A 24,371-nucleotide genomic window follows, 5' to 3' on the forward strand; every position below is an offset into this window, starting at 1 on the left:
AGGTTGCGCGGAAGATTATCTATTTTTTACGGAACGCATCAAGGGTTATGACTTCCCCCTGCTTCTCGCCATCGGCCGCGGGAGCAGTTTCCGATGTTTCGGTGGATGCTGCGGGGGTCTGTTCCTCATTTTCCGCCTTCTCCCTTTCGGAAAGGGGGGGCGAAAACTGAAGGCCGAATTGTACAGACGGATCGGCAAAGGCGGTCAGGGCGCTGAACGGGATGCGGAGGGTTTCGCGCTTGTGATTGAAGCTGAGATCAACCGTAAAGTAATCGGGTTCCACGGTGACATCCCAAAACTGATGCTGCAGGACGATGGTCATCTCGTCCTTGTAACGCTCGGCCAGATGCGTCGGGATGGAAACGCCGGGATGATGGGTTCTGAAAGTGATATAGAAATGCTGATCCCCGGGCAGGCCCTTCACAGCTATATGACGAAGCGCATTGCGGACAACATCCAGCAACGCCGTCTCAACCATCTTGGCATAATTGATTTCGTCATTCATATGTTAATCCGACCCCCACCTTCAATGCGCCGACGGGCAGTCACATTCCTCTAATGCGGAAGACAGTTTAACCGGGCGTCGCATGCTGTAAAAACAAGTGGAGGGGCTTCTGTTGCCAGGTGCCCCTCCGAACCCCGTGTAGTGCAATTAAGCAGCTACGGCAAATGCTTCGTCGTTATCGTTAGCATTTATAGATTTGACCCCGTTATACGGTGGTATCATGCCGGGCAAAAATTACATCTTTACTGCGCGCGTCGAGCCTATTTCGCCCCCATCATAAAAACAGCCGTCGGTGCAACTGCGTCTGTCCTTATGGTGGAGGCGCCGGGTACCGCCCCCGGGTCCGCAACGTTTATTCCATGCAACGTTTATCGCCATAGTTGGTTTCCCAACAGACTGAATATAATTGTTTTAATGTAATTTTGAAAGGGGGAACGGTTAAATTTAACCGAGCTTCTGTCGTTCCAGTATAACGAAGCTGTGATCGAACTCATTCTTGTCCGATTTTTCATGGAATTCCCGGAAGGTTTCCGTCCAGTCTTCACTCCCGAAATCGGGGAGAAAGGCGTCCCCCTCCAGGGCTGCGTGGACTTCGGTGAGATAGATCCGGTCAAGCCGGTCGAGGCTTTGCCGGTAAATTTCCGCTCCGCCGATAATCATAACCTCATCCTGCTCTGCATTTGCCGCCTCGATCCTTGCGCGGGCGATGGCTGCATCCAGGCTGTGCACAACGATTGCCCCTTCAGGGGCATAGCCGGGCTGGCGGGTGATAACGATATGCGGCCGACCCGGCAGCAGGCCGGGCAGGGAATCGAACGTCTTTCGTCCCATGATCATGGGTTTGCCCATGGTCGTTTTCTTGAACCATTTAAGATCGTTGGACAGCCGCCAGGGCAGGGCATTTTTCCGGCCGATGACATGATTTTCGGAAACCGCCACGATGGCGGAAAGAAGAACGCCCGTCATATGTCTCAGACCGCGACCTTGGCCGGAATATGCGCCGCCGCCTCATACCCTTCCAAAGTGAAGTCATCATAGGTGAAGGCGAAAATATCCTTGATATCCGGGTTGATATGCAGGCTCGGCAGTTTGCCGGGAATGCGCGAGAGCTGCAAATCCGCCTGTTCCACATGGTTGGCATAAAGATGCGTATCGCCGAAGCTGTGGATGAATTCGCCCGGCTCCAGATCGCACACCTGCGCGACCATCAAGGTGAGCAGGGCGTAGGAGGCAATGTTGAAAGGCACGCCGAGAAAGACATCCGCGCTCCGCTGATAGAGCTGGCAGGAGAGTTTGCCGTCCGCCACATAGAACTGGAACAGGCAGTGACAGGGCGGCAGCGCCATATTGTCAACTTCCGCCGGGTTCCAGGCGCTGACAATCAGGCGGCGCGAATTGGGATTTGTTTTGATCTGCTGGATCAGCTTGGCGATCTGGTCGATACTGCCGCCGTCAGGCGTTGGCCAGGAGCGCCACTGCGCCCCATAAACCGGCCCGAGATCGCCATTTTCATCGGCCCATTCATCCCAGATACGCACGCCATTTTCCTTGAGATAGCGGATGTTGGTATCGCCAGACAGAAACCACAGAAGCTCATGAATGATGGATTTCACATGCAGTTTCTTGGTGGTGAGAACGGGGAACCCCTTCGACAGATCAAACCGCATCTGATGGCCGAAAATACTGTAGGTACCGACGCCGGTGCGGTCTGATTTGTAGACACCGTCGTTGCGGACAGTTCGAAGAAGATCAAGATATTGTTTCATCGGACAAATTTCGGCTAAAAATATGGAATATATTGTGGGAGGATAAAACAAAAGCCCCGTGAAGAACAGTCCGAATCAGCAGCAGTGGAATATTCCCTTCCATCGCCTGATTCGCCGATAGCTATTCGATTTTCTCCTCCAGAAAAGCGCGTCCCTCCCGGTCCTCGATTTCCAGTACCCAGAGATCGGGATCATTCTTCACTCGTCTTTCGATATAGGCGTCGGCATCCGCTTCCTCAACCCAGTCCGGCCCCGTGCCTTTCAGCCACATCCGCGCCCCGTCATCAAAATTCGTGGTGGGGGAGAGAACCATGCAGCCCGGCCCCAGCCGGTTGATCTTGATAAGAACGGAGCCCGCCGTCTCATCGCCGCGCCGGACAACCACCGCCGGAATATTAAAGGTGGCACATTTGCGGATATGGGCCTTGATCCAGATTTCCGCTTTCAGCCGTGGTTGCATGGGGTCTGTCCGAATATTTCAGGGAGCATGGGGCAGGAATGCCTCTGTTTGCCGGTGAGAGCAAGGGGAAATCAGCGCACCAGACGCTTTACTTCCGCATGGCGGGGGCAGCCGGTCATATGGTCGTTGACCATGCCGACGGCCTGCATGAAGGCATAGACAATGGTCGGCCCGACAAATTTGAAGCCCCGTGATTTGAGATCCTTCGATATGGCGCGGCTGAGGTCTGTCTCGGCAGGTACATCCGCGCGGGCCTTCCAGCTATTTTGCAGGGGCGCGCCGTCGAGGTAATTCCACAAAAGATGAGAAAAACCGTCCGGCTGTTTCTCTTCAATCTCCAGGAAAAGCTGCGCCCCTTTGATGGTGCCGACAATTTTGGCGCGGTTGCGAATGATGCCGCTGTCCTGCATCAGGCTTTCCACCTTCGCTTCATCATAGCGGGCGATGATTTCCGGGTTGAAATTGTCGAAGGCGGCTTTGAAATTCTCCCTTTTCCTGAGAATCGTGATCCAGGAAAGACCAGCCTGAAACCCGTCGAGGATGAGTTTTTCATATAGCGCCCGGCTGTCATATTCCGGTACGCCCCATTCCTCGTCATGATAGGCCTTGTAAAAGGGGTCGTCCCCGTACCATGTGCAGCTCTCGCTCATTTCCGGTCCTGTTTGCTTTTTCTGAGAATTACGTTCACTTTATGTTCTTTGTCGCCACCATGCAAGCATATTGCAGGCAGGAGATTATTCTGCGATTGCGGGGGTGATATAGTCCGGTTCAACAATCCGGATGCCTGCCGGTTCCAGCGCCGCGGGTTCCCCAGCCATTCCGTCCAGCCGGACCAGGGCAAGACCCTGACCATTCGCGAAGGAACGCACCTCGCCGATTTCCCGCCCCTCAAGGGTGATTTTATCGCCGTCGGTCAGTTCGCCGTCAAACTCGATGCGCAGCAGGCGTTTCTTGATCGTCCCGCGATATTTTGTGCGCGCGGTGAGTTCCTGCCCCACATAGCAGCCTTTTGCAAAGCTGACGCCGTTCAACTCCTCGAAATTGGCTTCCAGCAGGAAGTTTTTCTCCGGCAGGATATCGCGCCCGCCATCGGGAATGGCTAGCTTGAGGCGATGGGCGTCATAGGCCGCAGCGTCCGATTTGGTTGCATCCGGGAACAGGGACGCGGGATTGAAATCGGCCGCGGCAATGATCCGGACGCCGAGGGATTGCTGACGTGGATCGACATAGAGAATGCTTCCCGCCTGATCGACAGCGGCGCCCGGTTTCTCCGCTAGTCCGGCCGTAGCGATGGCGTCCGCGCCAAACAGCGCGAAAACGGCCTGATCTGTTGGGCTGATGGTGACATCGGCCCGCAGCTTGTACAGGGTCAGACGGCGGATCAGATCCTCCGCCCGGTCGCGGGCAACATCCAGAAGATACGCATCGCCGCTTTTCACAATGAAAAAGTCATGCAGGAATTTTCCCTGCGCGGTGAGCAAGGCGGAATAAAGGCCGTGTGTCTCGCTGACCCCCTTCATGTCATTGGTGATGAGATTTTGCAGAAACGTCCACACATCCTTTCCCGCAAGGGCAAGGATGCGGCGATTGTCGAGTTTTGTAACAGTCAGTTTCGCCATGGCTTATCGCAACTCCGGGCCTTTCCGCAACGTCCCTAACAGGTATGTCAGGAACGCGCCCTTGGCAAGAGCGACATCGCGTATTATGAAAGAGCGGCATCTCCGGAATTTGAGGATGGATCTTAGATGAGTGACGCAGGAACCGAAAAGAAGGTCAGCCCCGAAACGCGCACGGCGATCACGCTGCGCCGCCCCGATGACTGGCATGTGCATCTGCGCGATGGTGAAATGCTGAAGGTGGTCGCAGAATATACGGCGCGGCAGTTCGCCCGTGCCATTGTCATGCCGAACCTCGTCCCGCCCGTCACCACGATGGCGGCGGCGGCGGCGTATCGGCAGCGGATCATGGCCGCCTTGCCTGCGGGCGCCGATTTCACGCCGCTGATGACCTGTTACCTCACCGACAGCATTGACCCGAGAGAGCTGGAACAGGGCAAGGAGGCGGGCGTCTTTACCGCGGCCAAGCTTTACCCGGCAAATGCCACGACCAATTCCAGCCATGGGGTCACAAATATCCGCAATATCTATCCCGCGCTGGAGGTGATGCAACGGGTGGGCCTGCCGCTCCTCGTGCATGGGGAGGTGACGGATGCGCATGTCGATATCTTCGATCGCGAGGCAGTGTTTATCGAACAGGTGATGATCCCGCTGCTGAAGGATTTTCCCGGCCTGAAGGTGGTGTTTGAGCATATCACGACCGCCGATGCCGCCGCCTTTGTCGAAGCGGGCGGGCCCAATATCGCGGCGACAATCACGCCGCATCATCTCGTCTTTAACCGCAATGCCATCTTCAAGGGCGGCATTCGCCCGCATTTTTACTGCCTGCCGATCGCCAAGCGGGAGGTGCACCGGCTGGCGCTGCGCAAGGCCGCGACATCGGGTTCCGCGAAATTCTTTCTCGGCACCGACAGCGCCCCGCATGCGGCAAAGGATAAGGAGGCAGCCTGTGGCTGCGCCGGATTGTTCAATGCGCCTTATGCACTCGAAAGCTATGCCATGGTGTTCGAGGAGGAAGGGGCGCTGGACCGGCTGGAAGCGTTTGCTTCGGAAAACGGGCCGAATTTCTATGGCCTGCCGCTCAATGAAGGGCGGGTGACACTGGAGCCTGTCAGCTTTACGGCACCGGAGCGGATTGAGGCGCCAAACGGCGGCCTCGTCCCCTTTCTTGGCGGGGAGGAGGTCAACTGGCGCTTCGCGGGAAGCACCGGCGGGTAAGCTGATCGTCTAGTGCAGACGATAGGCGCTATCCGCAAAACGGATTTCGCCCGGATAAATCAGCTTGTTGGAGGCAAAGCGGACGGAATGCAGTTTTCCGTCCAGTTCCCGCTGCCAGAAATCAAGGAATTTCTGCAAGGTCGGGTATTTCGGGGCAAGGTCATATTCCTGCCAGATATAGGTTTGCAGAAACTCCGGATAATCTGGCAGATGATACAGAATTTCTGCCGTTGTCAGGACATATCCCTTAAGCTTTTTCTCCATTTCCAGCATAAGCAACTCCTTAACTGTCGGGTGACATCGGGAAGCGTCTTTCTATATAAAATAGTGTAAAATATTTTCCTTAAAAAACAATTGCTTGTGAGTTAGTATTTCAACGGGATGCGCGAACAGGCTGTAAAGGGTAAAAACAGCCAGTAAAAAATAAGGGAAAAAGCATGAGCGATACTTTCAGAGCATTGGTAATCGAAGATCAGGATGGTAAGCAGAAGGCAGGCTTCAAGACCCTCTCTGTGGCCGATCTGCCGGACGAGGATGTGCTGGTTGATGTGTCTTACTCCACTCTGAATTACAAGGATGGCCTTGCTGTCCTTGGCAAGGGTATTGCCCGCCGTCTTCCCATGGTTGGCGGGATCGACCTTGCCGGGACGGTTGCGGAAAGCAAATCGCCGGACTTCAAGCCGGGCGACAAGGTGATTGTTAATGGCTATGGCCTGTCAGAGCTTTACTGGGGCGGCTATAGCCAGAAACAGAAGCTGAAACCGGAATGGCTGATCAAGCTGCCGGACGCCTTCACGATGCAGGACGCCATGGCCATCGGTACGGCGGGCTATACCTCCATGCTGTGCGTTCTGGCGCTGGAAAAGGCGGGCGTGACGCCGGATAAGGGCGATATTCTGGTAACCGGCGCGGCCGGGGGTGTCGGTTCCGTTGCCATTGCCCTGCTGGCGAAGCTTGGCTATCGCGTCATTGCCTCAAGCGGTCGGGCAGAGACGGCGGATTATCTCAAGAAACTTGGCGCGGCAGAAGTCATCAGTCGTGAGGAAACCATGGGCAGCGGCCGTCCGTTTGACAAGGAACGCTATGCCGGGGCGGTGGATTGCGTGGGCAGTAAAATCCTGGCCGCCGTGCTGGCGCAGATCAAATATGGCGGGGCGGTTGCCGCCTGCGGTCTTGCCGGGGGCAACGACCTTCCGACATCGGTTCTGCCGTTCATCCTGCGGGGCGTCTCCCTTCTGGGTGTGGATAGCGTCATGGCGCCACGGGAGAAACGGATCGAGGCATGGAGCCGTCTTGCAACCGATCTCGACAAGTCGCTGTTCGCTGATATGACACGGGTGGAGCCGATGACCAACCTGCCGTCACTGGCGGCGGATATCATCAACGGCCAGATCAAGGGCCGTGTTGTAATTGATGTGAACGCCTGACCCTATGCCGGTTTAAAGACGGCCTCTGGCAACGAAATAGGGGTTGTCGTGGCCGTCCTTGCCATAGCGGAGGGGGGCGCCGTCCAATGTTTCGACGGTGCCGCCCGCAGCCTCCAGAATGGCCTGTCCGGCGCCGATGTCCCATTCCATCGTCCGTCCGAAGCGCGGGTAGAGGTCGGCCTTGCCTTCCGCCACCAGGCAGAGCTTCAGGGATGAGCCTGCGGAGATAAGCTCTTTCACGGTGAATTTTTCAATATATTCATCCGTCTCCGGCGTCCGGTGAGAACGGCTGGCAACGACGGTCAATCCGTCTTGCGGTGCGACGCGGACCGAAATGGGAGCGGGGGCGCCGTCCCCTTCCTGCCGCCAGACACGGCCGGGGCCTTCGGCGAAATAGGTGGTGCCCCGCGCCGGGACATGGATAACGCCCATGGTCGTCCGTTCATTCTCGACAAGGGCGATGTTGACGGTGAAGTCTCCGCGCTTATTGATAAACTCCTTGGTGCCGTCGAGGGGGTCCACCAGCCAGAACACGCCGCCGGAAAGATCGGGCACGCGCCCCGCGGCCTGGCTTTCCTCTGCAAGGACCGGGATATCGGGCGTCAGATCGGCAAGGCCTTTCAGGATGATTGCTTCTGCGGCCTCATCCGCTTCCGTCACCGGGGAACTGTCCGACTTCACTTTAAAATCGAAATCCTGATTATAGATGGTGAGGATCCTGTCCCCCGCTTCGCGGGCGATTTTTACAATTCCTTTTATCAGGGCGGGACGGTCAAAGGGCATAACGATATCCTGAAGCGTAACGTGTCAATTGAGGACGTAACATATCGACAAATACGTGGATGTCACTAGCGAAACTCCAAGCGAAAGCCCGTTTCCTTCTCAGATATTTGCGCGGCGGGATGCTCTTAAGCGCCGGGCAAGGGCAAGCGCAGGCTTCTCGACGAAGGTCCAGGACAGGACGGCGCAGGCAAGGGCCAGCGGAAAGGCCAGCAGAATATTCATCATGGGCGTCGTGACGCCGGAATAGGCAATGAGTTGCTGGATGGGAAAGGCATAGATATAAATGCCATATGAATAATCGCCGAGACGATTGTAGGAGCGGACCGATCCCGTCGGCAGGTATCCAAGCAGAAAAACCCAGTAGACCAGCGCGAAAACAAAGATCTCTCTGAAAACAAGGCTGCCATGGGCGGCGAGGGCGAGCAGGGCCAGCGCGATCCCGATCCACCAGCTCATGGGCAGGCGCTTGCGCCAGACAAAAAAGAGGACGCCGATCATGAAGGGAAACGCCAGCTTGGTGAGGGCGACAAGCCGCTTCTCCGGTTCAAGGTAAAGGGTCATCGCATAGAGAAGAACGAACAGGATCCAGACAAGAAGCATGAGGCGGGGATGCTTCAGCATCCCGGCGAGCCCCAGCAGGGTCACAAGAAAATAGCAAAGGAGTTCGTGGCTCAAGGTCCAGAGCGGAATGTTGATGGCGCCGCCGACGGGATTTCCTTTGAACACGCCGGGCAGGAACTGATCCAGCGAAAAGAGCGTGAAATTGCGGAGGATATATTCCGGTGCCTCCTTCAACACGGCATCAACTGTTGCAACCGTGATGATCGGCGCCAGCACCAGCGCCGTGATCAGCAGGACAACCAAGAGAGCCGGAAAGATACGCAGGGCGCGAGCAGTCCAGAAATGCGTCAGCTTCGGATCGCGGTCATAGCTTTGCGCGATCAGGTAACCGGAAATGGCAAAAAAGATATAGACGCTGATCATGCCAAGGTCGATGCCGTTCAGTAGAGTGGCAAGGGGTTGATCCTCAATCACGCCGGTTGAGACGGGCCAGGCATGGGAAATCAGCACGCCCGTCGCCGCGATCATCCGGATCAGGTTCAGATTGTTATCGCGCCCCTGCTCAATATCGGCCAGCGTGGCAAATTTCATATATACTCCCCTGACGCCGGACGTCACATATGTGAAAAGGTTCGTCATTCCGGCGCCTGATAGAGTGCATTTTACATGAATATGGTAATTAAATTCTTACATTTCGGTTTTCGGCAGGGTGGATGAAGTCATGAAAGGCGCAATTCCGGCGGTTATTCTGGCGGGCGGGCGGTCACGCCGTATGGGCGGCGGCAGAAAGTATTTGCTGGAACTTGACGGCCAGACGCTGCTTGAGCGGACTTTTGCCCGCCTGCGTCCGCAAACGGCAGAGATATTGCTGAACCTGAATGATCCTGATGGCATGGTATTCAGCTCGGAGATTGCCATCCGCCCGGATTGCATAGAAGGCTTTCTTGGCCCGCTTGCCGGGATATTGACCGGCCTTGATTATTTTGCGGGCAGAGGCATCACGGAGGGACACATGCTGAGCGTGCCAACCGATGTCCCCTTTCTTCCCGGTGATCTTGTCAGTCGGCTATCGTCCAATGAGATAGTTGACAAGGAAACTATCGTCATGGCCCGGTCGGGTGACCGCACACACCCTGTGATCGCCCTCTGGCCCCTGTCCATCATCGGGGCATTGCGCCATGCGCTGATGAAAGACAATCTGCGCAAGGTAACGGACTTTACGGCCCGCTATCCCTGTCAGGAGGTGGAATGGCCAATCGGGAACGGGGATCCTTTTTTCAATATCAACCGGCCGGAAGATATGGAGCTTGCGCGCGAGAGGGTGAAGAACGGCTGTTCCTAGGGTTTCCGCGCAGGGATATTGATCAGCGCAACGCCGAGGATGGCGATGGCAACCCCGATTGCAACGGTGAGGGAGAGTTGTTCTCCGAATATCAGGATACCAAGAATGACCCCGACCCCCATACGCAGATAGCTCTGGCTCGCCGCATTCATGGAGCCGAGCGTATTGATCAGCCGGAAATAGATCAGCAGGGCAATGGCGGTTCCGAATGTGCCGAGAACCATCACCGCGGCGAGGGAGCGCAGACTCGGCTCCAGCGTCCAGGGCTGGTCAACAATTAAACTGGCGGGCACCAGCACGGCGGAGGCCATGATCATGACGCCCGCCGCCGTGACGGTGGAGGGCAGGTGCGCGAATTTCTTGCCGCGGATGGCGGCATAGCCGAACAGCATGGCCGCGAGCAGGATGACGAGCTGGGCGAAGACCTGCTGCCCCAGACTTTGCAGGGCATCGACCCCGATGATCAGGATGACCCCGGCAAGGCCAATGAAGGCGCCTGCGATCTTGCGGAAAGTGACGGTCTCATGTCTGGTGATCAGCCAGGTGATCAGGAAAACAAAGATCGGCGAGGTGGAGTTGAGCACCGTGGCCAATCCGCTATCCACAAATTGCTGGCCCCATGCGACCAGCGTCCATGCGCCGAAGCCGTTCAGGAAGGACTGAACGAAAAAATTCCACCAATCCGTCCGGGTGGTCGGCAGCCGGTATCCCTGACGCCAGATGACCAGCAGGAGGATCAGCGAGGCAAAGGAGACACGCAGCGCAACCAATGTTGTCGGCGGCAGCGATTCCAGCCCCATCTTCGTGAACATATAGGAAGAGCCCCACAGGCAGGCGAGCAGGATCAGCAGCAGATACTCTTTCGGGCGATTGATTTGCGGGACGGTAATGGCTCTGACCTCTTCTTGTTATGTTTTACGGGGAGCCCAAGAATAGCGGGGGATATGTCTCAATGATTCGATGCAGGCCGAAGTATCATTAAAATCTTTCGGCGGGCGGGTTTTGACGGCTCAGTATTCGCCCATCAGTTTATTGCGCTTTTCTGCAACAACGTCACTTAAAAAATCACTGACCGCCTTGATGCGGGCAAGGTCATGAATATCCTCCGGCGTGTTCAGCCAGTAGCTTCGTTCAATGTTGATTTCACGGGGCAGGATGGGAACCAGCGCCGGATATTCTTCGGCGGAGAAACAGTGCAGAATGCCAATCCCGGCCCCTGCCAGTACGGCCTGAAACTGAAAGATGATGCTGGAGCTTTTCAGGCGGATCTCCGGGTTGCCTATCACATCCCTGAGATAGAGAAGCTGCGGGTCCGGAACCAGCTCCTCGATATAGGTGATGAAGCTGTGATGGCGTAAATCCTCCCGCCGGCGTATGGGCGGATGCAGGTCCAGATAATCTTTTGTGGCATAGAGGCGCAGACGATAGTCGGTGAGCTTGCGGGAAATGAGCCGGCCGGATTTCGGACGGCCGAGGGTAATCGAGAGGTCGGCCTCCCGCTTGGACAGGCTGACAAAGCGGTCATTGGCGACAAACTCCAGCTCCAGATTCGGGTGCTGGCGTTGAAACTCCGGGATTTCATGGACCAGAAACTGACTGCCGAAGCCTTCCGGCACGCCAAGGCGCACCGTGCCGGTGAGGGTCTGGTTCTCTCCGCCCACCATATCCTGAATGGTGGCGGAGGAGCTTTCCATCTGCTCGGCAAGGGGCAGCAGCCGTTCCCCCGCCTCGGTCAGGACAAACCCCCGTGCCGTGCTTTCGAACAGCTTGGCGTCCAGTTTCTGTTCAAGCGCCAGCACGCGGCGGCTGACCGTCGTGTGATCAACTTTCAGTGCTTTAGCCACTTCCGTCAGGCGGCCTTTACGGCTAAGCTCAAGGAAGAAACGGATATCGTTCCAGTCAAAAATAACGATCACCTGATGTGCGTTTTTACACAGGGAATGTGCATTCTTATCTAATTACTTTGCATTTTTACCTATGTAAAGTTCACGATATAAGAATCCTATGGGAGCAGATTACATGACCGAACAATTAAAGCATTTTATCGACGGCAAATATGTGGCCGGGAAATCGGGCCGCTTCGGTCCCGTCTATAATCCCAGCACCGGGGAACATAAGGCGGATGTGCCGCTCGCGACGGAGGCGGAAGTCGGTGACGCGGTTGCCAGCAGCCTTGCGGCCTTTCCGGAATGGGCGGCCACATCGCCCATCACCCGCGCCCGGGTGATGTTCAAATTCAAGCAGCTCGTCGAAGACAACCTCGATGATCTGGCCGCCCTGCTGTCCAGCGAGCATGGCAAGGTGCATTCGGACGCCAAGGGCTCCGTCATCCGTGGCCTGGAAGTGGTCGAGTTTGCCTGCGGCATTCCGCATCTGCTGAAAGGTGAGTTCTCGGACAATGTGTCGTCCGGTATCGACATGTATTCCATGCGCAAGCCCCTGGGGGTGGTGGCGGGAATTACGCCGTTTAACTTCCCGGCCATGGTGCCGATGTGGATGTTCTCCGTGGCGATTGCCTGTGGCAATACATTCGTGCTCAAGCCGTCTGAAAAAGATCCGTCCCTGCCGATGCGCCTGGCGGAGCTGATGCTGGAAGCAGGTGCGCCGAAGGGTGTTCTTAACGTCATCAATGGCGACAAACTTGCCGTCGACACCATTCTCGATGATCCGCGCATCAAGGCGGTCAGCTTCGTTGGCTCCACGCCGATTGCGAAATATGTCTATTCCCGCGCCGCCGCCGCAGGAAAGCGCTGTCAGGCCATGGGCGGGGCCAAGAACCACATGCTGGTGATGCCGGATGCCGATATGGACAAAGCCGTCGATGCGCTGATCGGCGCGGGCTATGGCTCTGCCGGGGAACGCTGTATGGCCATCTCCGTCGCCGTGGCTGTGGGCGATGCGGGGGACGAGTTGATCGAAAAGCTGGCGCCGCGGGTGCGCAATCTCAAAATTGGACCGAGTGCGGCCGATGGCGATATGGGGCCGCTGGTGACCCGCGAGCATCTGGACAAGGTCAAGGGCTATGTGGACCTTGGTATGCAGGAAGGCGCGGATCTGGTTGTCGATGGACGCGAACTGTCGCTGCAGGGCTATGAAAATGGCTTCTATATGGGCGGCTGTCTGTTTGACAATGTGAAGACCGACATGCGGATTTATAAGGAAGAGATTTTCGGACCGGTTCTGTCCGTCGTCCGCGCGCCGACTTTCAATGACGCCATCGAGATGGTGGACAAGCATGAATTCGGCAACGGCACGTCCATCTTTACCCGGAATGGCGATGCGGCGCGGGCCTTCTCCAACAATGTTGAAGTCGGCATGGTCGGCGTCAATGTGCCGATCCCGGTTCCGCTGGCCTTCCATAGCTTCGGTGGCTGGAAAAACTCCGCTTTTGGTGATCATAACCAGCACGGTCCGGAAGGGGTGCGTTTCTATACCAAGGTGAAAACGGTGACTTCCCGCTGGCCGGACAGCATCAAGGCCGGAGCCGAGTTCATCATGCCAACCCATAAATAAGAAAAGAATGGCGGCTCCGGTCTGATGGCCGGGGCCGTCTTTTTGACAAGGAGAAGGATATGGCCAGAATTGGATTTGTCGGGGTCGGGAATATGGGCGGGCCGATGGCCCTCAATCTTCTGAAGGCGGGGCATTCGGTCAAGGTTTTTGATCTGTCCGCCGACGCGGTTGCCAAATGCGTTGCCGAAGGCGCGACCGCGGCGGCGACCGCGGCGGAGGCGGCAAAGAATGTCGGCATTGTCGTCACCATGTTGCCGAAGGGCGATCATGTGCGCGCCGTTTATCTGGGCGATGACGGGATTGTCGCGGCCGCGGATCAGGGCACGCTGTTTATTGATTGTTCCACCATTGATGTCGCCACCGCGCGTGAGGTTGAGGCGGCTGTCGCTGCCGCGGGCAAGAGCATGGTTGACGCGCCGGTAAGTGGTGGCGTTGGCGGGGCGGCCGCGGCGACGCTTACCTTTATGGTGGGCGGCACCAAGGGTGCGTTTGAGACGGCGAAGCCGATCCTGGAAGCCATGGGTAAGAATATCGTTCATACCGGCGGCGCCGGGAACGGCCAGGCCGCGAAAATCTGCAACAACATGATCCTCGGTATTTCCATGATCGGGGTGTGTGAGGCGTTTGTGCTGGCGGAAAAGCTGGGCCTTGAGCATCAGACCATGTTTGATATCGTCTCAACCGCGTCCGGCCAGTGCTGGTCCCTCACCAGCTATTGCCCGGTTCCGGGCCCGGTCCCGGCAAGCCCGGCCAATAATGGCTACAAACCCGGATTTTCAGCGGTCAATATGCTAAAAGACCTGCATCTCAGCCAGGAGGCCGCGGAAGGCTTCGGCGCGTCCACCGCGCTCGGCAAGGCGGCGATGGACCTTTATGAGAGTTATGTCGGCGGAGAGGGGCGGGAAGCCGACTTCTCCGGCATCGTCAATATGATCCGGAAATCGTGACGGCAGGGCCGGATTTTAGAACTGACATTATTGCGAACCGCCGGATCGAATACCGCCTCATTGGGGAGCCTGATCCGGCGTCTCCAGCTCTTGTTTTTCTGCATGAGGGGCTCGGCTGTACGGCTCTCTGGCGGGATTTTCCGGATCGGCTCTGCGCGGCAACCGGCCTCGCGGGGCTGGTGTACAGCCGCCAAGGGTATGGCGGATCGGATCCGTGCGACCTGCCGCGCCCTCTCGATTATATGGAGCGGGAGGCGTGCGATGTTCTGCCGGAAGTGCTGGCCCATTTCGATATCCGGAAATTCATTCTCGTCGGCCATTCTGACGGTGCGTCGATCGCCCTGATCTATACGGGCCTGCCGGATGTCAAGCCGGCCGAGGGGATCATCGTCATGGCACCGCATGTGTATGTCGAGGATGTCTCAATTGCCGGAATCCGGGCCGCAAAAGCTGCCTATGAGCAGGGGGATCTGAAACGGCGGCTTGAAAAATTCCATGGAAATAATACCGACTGCGCTTTTCGCGGCTGGAACGATGCCTGGCTGAACCCCGCCTTTCTGAAATGGAATATTGAACGCTTTCTGCCTTTTTGCACCATACCCGTTCTCGCCATTCAGGGGCGGGACGACAACTATGGGACGCTGGCGCAGATTGAGACGATAAAGGCGGCGGTTTCCGGGTCATTTGATGCGCTGATTCTGGAAAAGTGCGGGCATGGCCCCTGGCAGGAAAAGCCCGATGAAGTGCTGGCCGCATCGGCACATTTCATTGCGGGGCTTGTCCCGAAAGATGTTCGCTAAAATCTTCACCCTGACGACGAATATTGCTTGCGGTTTTTCATCTTTTGACTGACTAATTAAGCAATGAGCATACCCCTTTCGGACAATATGCGCGGGGCGGTCTTCATGTCGATCAGCATGGCCGCCTTTGTCGTGAATGATACCGCCATGAAACTGGTGGCGGAGCATCTCAGCGTGTTTCAGGCGATGTTCCTGCGCGGTATCATGACCAGTCTGATGCTGGCGGCTTTTTGCCATTACAAGGGGGTTTTGATCTTTCGCGTGCCGAAGGGCGACAGGTTGCTTGTCATCCTCCGTCTCATCGGGGAGGTTGGCGGCGCGGCGTTCTATCTGACGGCGCTGTTCCATATGCCGCTGGCCAATGCAACGGCGATCCTGCAGTCGCTTCCCCTGGCGGTGACGCTGGCGGGCGCGATCTTTCTGCGCGAACCCGTTGGCTGGCGCAGATATCTCGCCATTTCCGCCGGATTCATCGGTGTCCTGATGATTGTCCGTCCGGGAACGGAAGGATTTAACGAATATTCCATATACGCCGTTATTTCCGTATCATTTATTGTCATGCGGGATCTGGCAACCCGGCGTCTGTCGGTGGCGATACCGACGCTTTTTGTCACTTTCCTGACGTCATGTTCGGTGATGACGGTGGGCGCCGTCCTGTCGGCCTTTGCGGAATGGAAGCCGATCACGGTGGACGGGATCAGCCTGCTGGTGCTGGCGGCCCTGTTTGTGATGGTGGGATACCAATGCAGCATTACCGCCATGCGGGCGGGTGATCTCAGCTTTACATCGCCCTTCCGCTATACAATCCTGATCTGGGCGATCATTCTGGGTATCATCGTGTTCGGGGAGTTTCCGAATATCTGGATGATCCTTGGCAGTATTATCATCGTTGGCAGCGGTGTTTATACCTTCTATCGGGAACGGTATCTGATCCGTAAAATGAGAAAGGAACAGATGCTGAAAGCGGGGGAGGCGCTTAAAACATGACATCACTGGTTTTGAGAGAGAATGTGGATGGCATTGCGATCCTGACGCTGAACCGGCCGCAGGCGTTGAATGCGCTCAGCCCCGCGCTTTTTGTTGAATTGCGGGGGCATGTCACGTCACTGGCCCTTGAGACGGACGAAATCGGCTGCGTCATTCTGCGCGGGGAAGGGCGTTCGTTTTCTGCGGGAAATGACCTGAAAGCCATGCAGGCCGGAGAACAGGCGCCGTATCCGATGTATCAGGCGGAAGTGGTCGAGATGATCGAGGATCTGCCGCAACCCGTGATCGCCGAAGTACAGGGACATTGCTATACCGGCGCGCTTGAACTGGTGCTTGCTTGCGATCTGCTGATCTGCGGCGAGAGTGCGAAATTTGCCGATACCCATGGCAAATGGGGATTGACCCCGATCTGGGGCATGAGCCAGCGACTGCCCCAGCGTATCGGCGTTCTGAACGCCAAGGAAATGATGTATACCGGCCGCGTGGTCAGCGGGGAGGAGGCTTTCGAAATCGGCCTTGCCAACCGGTGCGTGCCGGATGCCCGCCTGCATGAGGAGACAATGCAGTTGGCGCGGGAAATTGTCGGCAATTCCTGGCATACGCTGCGGGCCGACAAAATGCTGGTGAACCGCAGTCAGGATTACGGTTTGAAAGAAGGGCTGGCATTTGAGCGCAAGAACAGCCCGGGGCGCGAGGCCGGGGCGGCGGAACGACTCTCCGGTTTCCGGAAAGAATAAGAATAGCAACGCTTGTCCCCATTGCGGGGAAGGGGCATTCGCAAGCGGCTTTATATGCGCCGTTCGCCTTTGAGAATATCGGCGATCCAGCCGCCATAGATTTCCTGGTCATTTGGCCCGGCGAGGGAGGCAAGCGCATCATCCGCATGCTCTGTCGTCAGTTGCAATCCGCGCCGCTGATTGATCAGGTCCACCATAAAGGGCAGTGTCAGCTCCGGATGTGCCTGCATGGAAAAGCAGCTGGGTGAATATTTGAAGCCGGCAAACAGGCAGAAATCCGCCGTCATGATCAGCTCCGCATTCTCCGGCGGCTCCATCACCTGATCTTCATGCGAAAAGTGCAGCCGTGCGTCCTGTGTGTTGACAAGATCGGTCAGTGTCATCCGGCCAATATTCCAGCCGCCGGGGAATTTCGCCACCTTGCCGCCCATGGCCTGCGCCATCAACTGATGGCCGAAACAGATGCCGACTGTCGGCTGCCCGCTGACAACGAGTTTGCGGATAAAGGTTTCAAGCGGTCTGATCCAGTCCAGATCTTCATAGACCGCGTGCTTGGAGCCGGTAATCACCCAGGCGTCGCATTCAAGCGGATGCTTGGGGAATTTCCTGTCTATGGCGGGGTAGACCGTATAGTCGAACGGCTCTCCCTTGAACAGGGTCATGAACATATCCGGGTATTCCCCGTATTTCACCCCTAGAGAGCCGCCGACGCGACCCGTCTGGATGATGCCGACTGTGGTTTTTCTTTCCAGATCGGAGGACATGTTGAGCCGTTTCCCTGCCCGTCGTTAACCATAATGAAGCTAACTTCCGCGATTTTTCAAGGGCGGTCAAGCGCCGGATGGTAACGGTTTGGCGAGAGGTGAAATATTTATGTGAAAGCCGTAAAGCCCCGGGTCAGGATTGCCGGTTTCTGGTGGCTTCCTCCTCGTCAATCACGATCAGATCAATGACGCTGACAATGATCATCTGCTTGCCGGCATGCTCAAAATTGACGGTAACGCGATCGGCGATGGCGGATTGCACCTGCCCAATTCCCCAGTCGGGTTCTTGTGGATGGCGGACGAATTGGCCGGGCGAAAGCCGTGTAAGCATGATTTTTCTCTTAACAGAAAGGGATGGATTGTTGCATAGTCGAGCCTATCAGATTGTCGCCCTGACGACAAAGATTGTGAGTAAGTTGATTAAAGAGTATGCCGCTACCCTGCGGGTCTGGAGAGAAAATGATTGATCTGAAACTGGCCTCCCTCATGAGTTCCAAGCTCTGTCATGATGTGATCGGACCCATCGGAGCGGTCTGTAACGGAATTGAGCTGGCAAGTGATGACAGCAATGCGGACATGCGTACCGAAGCGTTGAAACTGGTCAGCTCCAGCGCGGGTGACGCATCGGCACGGCTGCAATTCTATCGGCTCGCTTTCGGTCTTGCCGGGGGCATGGGACAGGATGTTTCAATCCGCGATGCGCGCAGTTTAAGCCGGGATCTGATGAGCTATGGAAAGGTGGCGCTGGACTGGCCCGATACGGCGGGCGGCGCGGAACTTCTGCCGAAGGATGTCATCAAGATTATTTGCAACCTTGTCGTGATTTCCGCCGCTACCCTGCCGCGCGGTGGCACGTTGGCCGTTTCCGGCGATGTGAAAGACGGGGCCTGGTCCTTCACCTTTCATGCTAGGGGGCCGCGCGCCGTCCTGCGGGAGGATGTGACGGCAATCCTGCAAAATGGATATGACGAGGAAGGTTTGACGGCGCAGAATGTCGGAGTTCAGTATCTGATGGCCCTGTGTGCAAATAATGGCGCGACACTCCATATCCGGGAAGTTGAAGATGAAAGCGTCGTCCTGTCAGTGCAGTCCGCCTGAAGATGTTTCGATCATACACGTCTGATATGGACTAGGCGTTTTTCCATGCTTCAGGGGGCGGCAATCCCCAAATATTACCCGTGAGAATCCGCGTATAAAAAGTCGCGAATTTCCGTATCGCATGTAACTGCTTGTTAACCTATATCCGGCATTCTGTATCCGGGAAATCCCGGGAAATCTGCCCCCGGGATGACATGACGATACGGAAAGTGTGCACGGAAATGGACGACCTTCTCAGCGAATTCCTTACGGAAACCAACGAAAGCATCGGTATTGTGGATGCCTCTCTAGTTGCTCTGGAACAGGACCCGGGTGACGAAAGTCAGATCGACAGTATCTTTCGTCTTGTGCATACCATCAAGGGGACTTGCGGCTTTCTCGGCCTGCCCCGGCTTGAGGCTGTCGCTCATGCCGGCGAGAATGTCCTCGGTAAGATCAGGGATAAGGAGCTGACGGTCACAGCCGATGTTGTGACCATCATTCTTGAGGCGATTGATGTCATCAAGGATATTCTGGCGACAATTGAGGAAACCGAACATGAGCCTGAAGGCAATGATGCGGATTTGATCGCCCGTTTGAATGATGTGGCGTTTGGCACGGCTGCGGTGGCTGCGCCTTCGGCCCCGGTTCCGGAGCCGGTTGCGGAAACCCCGTCCGGGCAAGTCTCTCTGGATGAGCTGGAAGCGGCCTTTCAGGCGGCGGCAGGCCCCGAAGAACGCGATCTGAAACCCGGTGAAGTCTCTCTTGAAGAATTGGAAGCAGCATTTCTGGCGGCGCCCGGCCCGGAAGAGATGGCCGAGCCTGTTACGCAGAAAGCCGAAGCCGTTTCGCAGGATGACAATAAATCCGGAGGAGAGCGCGCCGCCAAGGAATCGAGTCTGGCCAATCAGAGCATCCGGGTAAATGTGCAGATGCTCGAAAATCTGATGACCATGGTGAGCGAGCTTGTGCTGACACGCAACCAGCTTTTGCAGATGGTGCGCGGCATGGATGATAACGAATTTACGGTGCCGTTGCAGCGTCTCAGCCATGTCACGACAGAGTTGCAGGAAGGGTTGATGAAAACCCGTATGCAGCCCATCGGCAATGCCTGGTCCAAGCTACCGAGAATTATTCGTGACCTCAGCCATGATCTGAACAAGAAAATTGATCTGGTCATGCATGGAGCCGAGACCGAACTTGACCGGCAGGTTCTGGAGCTGATCAAGGACCCGCTGACCCATATGGTGCGCAATTCCGCGGATCACGGTCTTGAAATGCCGTCAGACCGTCTCGCCGCGGGCAAGCCGGAGATCGGTAAAATTGTGCTGGAAGCCTTTCATGAAGGCGGGCATATCATTATCAAGATTTCCGATGACGGGCGGGGCCTGAATGTTGCTAAAATCGGCAAGAAGGCCATTGAAAGCGGGCTGACGACGGAGGCGGAACTGGAGGGCATGAGCCCGCAGCAGATCCAGAGCTTCATCATGCGCGCCGGGTTTTCGACGGCCGAGAAAATTACCAATGTTTCCGGCCGGGGGGTCGGAATGGATGTGGTTCGTTCCAACATCGAAAAGATCGGCGGAACCATCGCGCTCAGCTCCGAAGAGGGGCAGGGATCGGTTTTCACCATCAAGATACCGCTGACACTTGCCATTGTCTCGGCATTGATCGTTGAATGCTGCGGGGAGCGTTTCGCTATTCCGCAAACCAGCGTACTGGAACTGGTCCGTGCCTCTACCAACAGCAGCAGCGATCATACCATCGAGATGATCAACCAATCGCCCGTCCTGCGCCTGCGTGATCATCTGCTGCCGCTGGTGCATCTTAACGATATCCTTAAGCTGGAAACGGCGGCCGATGAAGTGGCGGACCAGAGTAAGGCGCGGGGCGCCGAAGAGTTTATTGTTGTCATTCAGGTGGCCAGCTATGTCTTCGGGATTGTTGTTGATCGTGTCTTCGATACCGAAGAAATTGTCGTTAAACCGATTGCGCCGATCCTGAAAAACCTTGCCATCTTCTCGGGCAATACAATCCTGGGGGATGGCAGCGTCATCATGATTCTTGATCCGAACGGGATTGCCGCCGTGTCCGGTGATGGAATTGTCAATTCGGACAATACCGAACGGGAAACGGTTGCAGATAGCCAAAGGCAGGACGATAAGACCGCGTTGCTGGTCTTCCGGGCCGGCAGCCAGCATCCGAAGGCCGTGCCGTTATCGCTTGTCGCGCGGCTGGAGGAGATTGATGTTGCCTCTATCGAAGATGCAAACGGACGCCAGGTGGTGCAATATCGCGGACAGCTTATGCCGCTGACAACGATTGACGGGAAACAGTCCGTCCTTCAGGAGGGGCGCCAGCCGGTTCTGGTGTTCAGTGATCAGGATCGCAGCATGGGCCTGCTCGTGGACGAGATTGTCGATATCGTCGAGGACCATCTCGAAATCGAAATGGCCGCCAAGCTGGATGGGTTTGTCGGCAGCGCTGTCATACAGGACAAGGCGACGGACATTGTGGATGTCGGCTATTTCCTGCAAAAATGTTTTGGCAACTGGTTCGGCATGAGGGACGCGCGTCCCTTTGGACAGAAAAAGGGCAAGCAGAAGATTCTTCTGGTCGATGACAGCCCGTTTTTCCGGAACATGCTGGTGCCGCTGCTGAAAACGGCCGGATATGATGTCACAACGGCGGAAAATGGCGTCGAGGCATTGAAGCATCGTGAGCTTGGGAAGCAATATGACATCATCATCAGCGATATCGAAATGCCCGAAATGGACGGGTTTACCTTTGCCGAGGAAGTGAATGGGGACGGACGTTGGAGCGAAACACCCATTGTCGCGCTGTCGTCCCATACAACCGCCGATGATTTTGATCGGGGGCGGGCGGTCGGCTTCTCGGATTATGTCGCCAAATTTGACAAGGATTCCCTCATGACGGCCCTGTCGCAAACTCTCAAAGCAAGTGGAAGTTCACGATGACCAACAGCAATATGCAGGATTATGTGACCATTCTTATCGCGGATCAGCTGTTCGGCATCCCGGTGTTGAAAGTGCATGATGTACTTCGTGGTCTGAAACTCACGAAAATCCCGCTTGCCCCGCCGGAAGTCGCAGGCGCGCTCAACCTGCGGGGGCGTATCGTGACCGCAATCAATGTGCGAAAACGCCTTGGTCTGCCTGAGCTTGAAGTGGTCAAGGAAGGAATGAGTATCGTTGTGGAGCATCACGGAGAGCCTTACAGCCTGATGATCGACAATGTGGGTGAGGTGCTCAGTCTCGATCAGAATGGGCTTCAGCCGACCCCGGTTACGCTGGACAGTTGCTGGAAGGAAATTTCGGGCGGCGTCTATCGCCTTGAAGATAAGCTGCTGGTTGTCCTGCAAATCGAGCGACTGCTGGATTTTGCAGGTAACACGACAATAGCAGCCTGACAAGAAACGGAGAAATAGAATGCCGTCATGCTTGATTGTTGATGATTCCAAGGTTGTCCGGATGGTGGCCCGGCGGATTTTGGAGGATCTGAGTTTTGGTATCCTGGAAGCTGAGGATGGAAAAAGCGCGTTGAGCAGCTGTCAGGAAAAAATGCCGGATGTTATCCTGCTGGATTGGAATATGCCGGTGATGAACGGTATTGATTTTCTGAGAACCTTGCGCGGTTCGAAAGAGGGCGAACAGCCGATTGTCATTTTCTGCACGACGGAAAATGATATGGCGCATATCCGCGAGGCGATATCGGCCGGTGCGAATGAATATATCATGAAACCGTTTGATCGGGCCATTATCGAGGCAAAATTCTCGCAGGTGGGAGTCCTCTAGGTGAGTCAACCGCAAAGCATTGTTGGAAGAACCGGATCGCGGGCGGCGGCGCCATATCGCGTGATGATCGTGGATGACTCTGCGGTTATCCGCGGATTTCTTATCAGGTGGCTTGAAGCGGAGCCGGATATTGAGGTTGTGGCCATCGCCAGTAATGGCGCGCATGCGCTGCGTGAGTTTGATCGCGCGCGCCCCGAACTGGTGGTTCTGGATATCGAAATGCCGGAAATGGACGGGTTGACGGCTTTGCCGGCGCTGGTTAGGCGTGATCCCGATGTCCAGGTTATCATGGCGTCTACCCTGACCCGCCGCAATGCGGATGTCAGCCTTAAAGCCCTTTCCATGGGCGCGGCGGATTATATTGCCAAGCCTGAATCCACCCGCGTGGTCAATGAGAAGGAAATGTTCCAGCGCGGTCTTGTGGAAAAGATCAGAGCGCTTGGGGCGACCCGCCGGGGCCGGGATGCCGCCGCAGGGAAAGCGGTTGCACGGTCTGAACCCGCGCAGGCTATAACAGCATACAAGCGACCTGCGGCCCAATCTGTAAAGCCCCCGATTGCGTTGCGTTCGCTCAAAACGCTGCCGGTTCCCAAGGCGATTGCCATTGGCGCGTCGACGGGCGGCCCGCAGGCGTTATTCAAACTTTTCGAAGCCCTGAAAGGCAAGATCGACTTGCCAATCTTTGTGACGCAACATATGCCGGAAACCTTTACGGCTATCATGGCCGAGCATCTCAACAGGTTATATGACAAGGAATGCGTTGAGGCGAAGGATGGTCAAAAGGTCTCTCACAACGGTGTTTATATTGCGCCCGGCAACTGGCATATGACGATTGTCAATAAAGGCGTGGATATGTTTATCAGACTCAATCAGGAGCCGCCGGAAAATTACTGTCGTCCGTCTGTTGAGCCGATGCTGCGTAGTCTGCACACTGTCTTCGGCGCAAATCTCCTGACGGTTATTCTGACAGGAATGGGGCATGACGGACTGGATGCCTGTAAAAAACTTGCGGAGTCAGGAGCTGTGGTGATTGGTCAGGATGAAGAAACAAGCATCGTTTGGGGCATGCCGGGGGCGGTTGCCAATGCGGGTCTCTGCAACAGGGTGCTGCCATTGCAGGAAATTCCGCAAGCCATTGAAAGTGTCATCAGGGGGAGACTGGTATGAATAGTCAGGATTTCCAGCTTTTTGGCGACATCGTCAGGACACGCTCCGGTCTGGTTCTGACCGAGGAAAAAATCTATCTGCTGGAAAGCAGGCTTATCCCTCTGGCGCGGCGCCGTGGCCTTGACAGCCTTGAGGCGCTGGCAGCGGAAGTCAGGCGGACCAAAGACGAGCGGTTGCTGATGGAAATAACCGAGGCGATGACGACGAATGAAACCTTTTTCTTTCGTGATACCCGCCCCTTCGACACCTTCCGCGATGTGGTTCTGCCGCAGCTTCTGAAAGCCCGGGCAGCCAAAAAATCGCTCCGGATCTGGACGGCGGCCTGTTCAACCGGGCAGGAACCCTATTCCCTTGCCATGCTGCTCAAGGAAGAAGCCGCCAAAATGGCGGGCTGGCGCGTTGAAATTCTGGCGACGGATCTTTCCAATGAAGTTCTTGAAAAAGCCAAAGCCGGCCTTTATTCCCAGTTCGAAGTGCAGCGTGGCCTGCCCATCCAGCTTTTGATGAAGCATTTTCAGCAAGTGGGCGAGATGTGGCAGATTGACAGCTCCATCCGGGCGATGGTGAAATTTCAGCCGCGTAATCTGCTGGAGGATTTCAGCTCTATCGGCCAGTTCGATGTGGTTTTCTGCCGGAATGTCCTGATCTATTTTGATCAGGCAACCAAGAGCCAGGTTCTGAACCGCGTCTATGACATTCTGGCCGTGGATGGCGCCCTGTTTCTTGGGGGGGCCGAAACTGTCCTGGGCATCTGCGACCGTTTCAAGCCGGTCGAGGGTCAGCGCGGTGTCTACACATCCGCCGAGAGTGGTTTGCTGGCGGCTGCCGGATAAGAATATCCGCCGCTTTCCCGCGGCGCTGTGCTGATTGGTTCGCAAAACAAACC

27 protein-coding genes and 1 other RNA gene are annotated in these 24,371 nt (G+C 56.2%); 14 read left to right on the top strand and 14 right to left on the bottom strand.

Going from position 1 to position 24,371, the window contains the following annotated elements; genetic code table 11:
• Positions 1-19: 19 nt before the first annotated feature.
• The 7 genes from CMN55_RS00420 to ygfZ form a co-directional block, all read right to left on the bottom strand.
• A complete protein-coding gene (locus CMN55_RS00420) occupies positions 20-505 on the bottom strand; it encodes an SspB family protein (RefSeq protein ID WP_293947531.1) in 486 nt (161 codons plus the stop codon).
• 96 nt (positions 506-601) lie between these two features.
• Positions 602-937: a transfer-messenger RNA gene (gene ssrA / locus CMN55_RS00425) on the bottom strand.
• A gap of 12 nt (positions 938-949) precedes the next feature.
• The gene (locus CMN55_RS00430; protein WP_293947532.1) at positions 950-1,471 is read right to left on the bottom strand and encodes a dihydrofolate reductase; all 522 of its coding nucleotides are present in this window, start codon (positions 1,469-1,471) and stop codon (positions 950-952) included.
• A 5-nt stretch (positions 1,472-1,476) separates the two neighbouring features.
• Positions 1,477-2,271, bottom strand: a complete 795-nt coding sequence (locus tag CMN55_RS00435) for a thymidylate synthase (protein ID WP_293947533.1) — start codon at positions 2,269-2,271, stop codon at positions 1,477-1,479.
• A gap of 121 nt (positions 2,272-2,392) precedes the next feature.
• Positions 2,393-2,731, bottom strand: coding sequence for a DUF1491 family protein (locus CMN55_RS00440; RefSeq protein ID WP_293947534.1), 339 nt, complete (start codon positions 2,729-2,731; stop codon positions 2,393-2,395).
• Positions 2,732-2,802: 71 nt separating this feature from the next.
• On the bottom strand, positions 2,803-3,381 hold the full coding sequence (locus tag CMN55_RS00445) for a DNA-3-methyladenine glycosylase I (RefSeq protein WP_293947535.1): 579 nt from the start codon (positions 3,379-3,381) through the stop codon (positions 2,803-2,805).
• An 84-nt stretch (positions 3,382-3,465) separates the two neighbouring features.
• A complete protein-coding gene (ygfZ, locus tag CMN55_RS00450; RefSeq protein WP_293947536.1) occupies positions 3,466-4,350 on the bottom strand; it encodes a CAF17-like 4Fe-4S cluster assembly/insertion protein YgfZ in 885 nt (294 codons plus the stop codon).
• A 126-nt stretch (positions 4,351-4,476) separates the two neighbouring features.
• Here ygfZ and pyrC point away from each other — a divergent pair, with 126 nt between their 5' ends.
• Entirely contained in the window at positions 4,477-5,565 is a 1,089-nt protein-coding gene (pyrC, locus tag CMN55_RS00455; RefSeq protein WP_293947537.1) for a dihydroorotase, read from the top strand.
• Between the two features lie 9 nt (positions 5,566-5,574).
• Here the strand turns inward: pyrC and CMN55_RS00460 are convergent, their stop codons facing one another.
• The gene (locus tag CMN55_RS00460; protein ID WP_293947538.1) at positions 5,575-5,838 is read right to left on the bottom strand and encodes an usg protein; all 264 of its coding nucleotides are present in this window, start codon (positions 5,836-5,838) and stop codon (positions 5,575-5,577) included.
• 164 nt (positions 5,839-6,002) lie between these two features.
• Between CMN55_RS00460 and acuI the strand changes: the two genes are divergently transcribed.
• The gene (gene acuI, locus CMN55_RS00465; RefSeq protein WP_293947539.1) at positions 6,003-6,992 is read left to right on the top strand and encodes an acrylyl-CoA reductase (NADPH); all 990 of its coding nucleotides are present in this window, start codon (positions 6,003-6,005) and stop codon (positions 6,990-6,992) included.
• A 12-nt stretch (positions 6,993-7,004) separates the two neighbouring features.
• On the opposite strand, the gene cysQ is transcribed toward acuI, so the two are convergent.
• Both cysQ and CMN55_RS00475 read right to left on the bottom strand, forming a co-directional pair.
• Positions 7,005-7,775: a 3'(2'),5'-bisphosphate nucleotidase CysQ gene (cysQ, locus tag CMN55_RS00470; protein WP_293947540.1), complete on the bottom strand. Its 771-nt coding sequence runs from the start codon at positions 7,773-7,775 to the stop codon at positions 7,005-7,007.
• A gap of 99 nt (positions 7,776-7,874) precedes the next feature.
• Positions 7,875-8,927 (bottom strand): acyltransferase family protein, encoded by a 1,053-nt coding sequence (locus tag CMN55_RS00475; protein WP_293947541.1) that lies wholly within the window; start codon positions 8,925-8,927, stop codon positions 7,875-7,877.
• A 130-nt stretch (positions 8,928-9,057) separates the two neighbouring features.
• Between CMN55_RS00475 and mobA the strand changes: the two genes are divergently transcribed.
• On the top strand, positions 9,058-9,678 hold the full coding sequence (mobA, locus tag CMN55_RS00480; protein ID WP_293947542.1) for a molybdenum cofactor guanylyltransferase MobA: 621 nt from the start codon (positions 9,058-9,060) through the stop codon (positions 9,676-9,678).
• On the opposite strand, the gene CMN55_RS00485 is transcribed toward mobA, so the two are convergent.
• Both CMN55_RS00485 and CMN55_RS00490 read right to left on the bottom strand, forming a co-directional pair.
• On the bottom strand, positions 9,675-10,568 hold the full coding sequence (locus CMN55_RS00485) for a DMT family transporter (protein WP_366931923.1): 894 nt from the start codon (positions 10,566-10,568) through the stop codon (positions 9,675-9,677). The two genes, mobA and CMN55_RS00485, sit on opposite strands and share 4 nt — an antisense overlap.
• Before the next feature lie 120 nt (positions 10,569-10,688).
• Positions 10,689-11,594: a LysR family transcriptional regulator gene (locus CMN55_RS00490; RefSeq protein WP_293947543.1), complete on the bottom strand. Its 906-nt coding sequence runs from the start codon at positions 11,592-11,594 to the stop codon at positions 10,689-10,691.
• A 103-nt stretch (positions 11,595-11,697) separates the two neighbouring features.
• On the opposite strand from CMN55_RS00490, the gene CMN55_RS00495 reads away from it, so the two are divergent.
• The 5 genes from CMN55_RS00495 (at position 11,698) to CMN55_RS00515 (ending at position 16,662) form a co-directional block, all read left to right on the top strand.
• The gene (locus CMN55_RS00495) at positions 11,698-13,191 is read left to right on the top strand and encodes a CoA-acylating methylmalonate-semialdehyde dehydrogenase (protein WP_293947544.1); all 1,494 of its coding nucleotides are present in this window, start codon (positions 11,698-11,700) and stop codon (positions 13,189-13,191) included.
• 59 nt (positions 13,192-13,250) lie between these two features.
• Complete coding sequence (gene mmsB, locus CMN55_RS00500; RefSeq protein WP_293947545.1) at positions 13,251-14,138, top strand: 3-hydroxyisobutyrate dehydrogenase; 888 nt, start codon at positions 13,251-13,253, stop codon at positions 14,136-14,138.
• Complete coding sequence (locus CMN55_RS00505; RefSeq protein ID WP_293947546.1) at positions 14,135-14,938, top strand: alpha/beta fold hydrolase; 804 nt, start codon at positions 14,135-14,137, stop codon at positions 14,936-14,938. Before mmsB ends, CMN55_RS00505 begins: the two co-directional genes overlap by 4 nt.
• A gap of 63 nt (positions 14,939-15,001) precedes the next feature.
• The gene (locus CMN55_RS00510; protein ID WP_293947547.1) at positions 15,002-15,925 is read left to right on the top strand and encodes a DMT family transporter; all 924 of its coding nucleotides are present in this window, start codon (positions 15,002-15,004) and stop codon (positions 15,923-15,925) included.
• The gene (locus CMN55_RS00515; RefSeq protein ID WP_293947548.1) at positions 15,922-16,662 is read left to right on the top strand and encodes an enoyl-CoA hydratase/isomerase family protein; all 741 of its coding nucleotides are present in this window, start codon (positions 15,922-15,924) and stop codon (positions 16,660-16,662) included. The genes CMN55_RS00510 and CMN55_RS00515 overlap by 4 nt, the downstream gene beginning before the upstream one ends.
• 50 nt (positions 16,663-16,712) lie before the next feature.
• On the opposite strand, the gene CMN55_RS00520 is transcribed toward CMN55_RS00515, so the two are convergent.
• Together CMN55_RS00520 and CMN55_RS00525 are read right to left on the bottom strand one after the other, a co-directional pair.
• Positions 16,713-17,426, bottom strand: coding sequence for a type 1 glutamine amidotransferase (locus CMN55_RS00520; RefSeq protein WP_293947549.1), 714 nt, complete (start codon positions 17,424-17,426; stop codon positions 16,713-16,715).
• A gap of 133 nt (positions 17,427-17,559) precedes the next feature.
• Positions 17,560-17,757: a DUF3553 domain-containing protein gene (locus CMN55_RS00525; RefSeq protein ID WP_293947550.1), complete on the bottom strand. Its 198-nt coding sequence runs from the start codon at positions 17,755-17,757 to the stop codon at positions 17,560-17,562.
• Between the two features lie 128 nt (positions 17,758-17,885).
• Here CMN55_RS00525 and CMN55_RS00530 point away from each other — a divergent pair, with 128 nt between their 5' ends.
• The 6 genes from CMN55_RS00530 to CMN55_RS00555 all read left to right on the top strand — a co-directional run bounded on the left by CMN55_RS00530 (position 17,886) and on the right by CMN55_RS00555 (position 24,318).
• Entirely contained in the window at positions 17,886-18,524 is a 639-nt protein-coding gene (locus CMN55_RS00530) for a histidine phosphotransferase family protein (RefSeq protein WP_293947551.1), read from the top strand.
• A gap of 221 nt (positions 18,525-18,745) precedes the next feature.
• Positions 18,746-21,481, top strand: coding sequence for a hybrid sensor histidine kinase/response regulator (locus tag CMN55_RS00535; RefSeq protein ID WP_366931924.1), 2,736 nt, complete (start codon positions 18,746-18,748; stop codon positions 21,479-21,481).
• Positions 21,478-21,933: a chemotaxis protein CheW gene (locus CMN55_RS00540; protein ID WP_293947553.1), complete on the top strand. Its 456-nt coding sequence runs from the start codon at positions 21,478-21,480 to the stop codon at positions 21,931-21,933. Before CMN55_RS00535 ends, CMN55_RS00540 begins: the two co-directional genes overlap by 4 nt.
• Positions 21,934-21,952: 19 nt before the next feature.
• Positions 21,953-22,318: a response regulator gene (locus CMN55_RS00545; protein WP_293947554.1), complete on the top strand. Its 366-nt coding sequence runs from the start codon at positions 21,953-21,955 to the stop codon at positions 22,316-22,318.
• On the top strand, positions 22,319-23,485 hold the full coding sequence (locus CMN55_RS00550) for a protein-glutamate methylesterase/protein-glutamine glutaminase (protein WP_293947556.1): 1,167 nt from the start codon (positions 22,319-22,321) through the stop codon (positions 23,483-23,485).
• On the top strand, positions 23,482-24,318 hold the full coding sequence (locus CMN55_RS00555; protein WP_293947557.1) for a CheR family methyltransferase: 837 nt from the start codon (positions 23,482-23,484) through the stop codon (positions 24,316-24,318). Before CMN55_RS00550 ends, CMN55_RS00555 begins: the two co-directional genes overlap by 4 nt.
• Positions 24,319-24,371: the final 53 nt, after the last annotated feature.

This window comes from Sneathiella sp. (assembly GCF_002694385.1).
GTDB lineage: Bacteria > Pseudomonadota > Alphaproteobacteria > Sneathiellales > Sneathiellaceae > Sneathiella.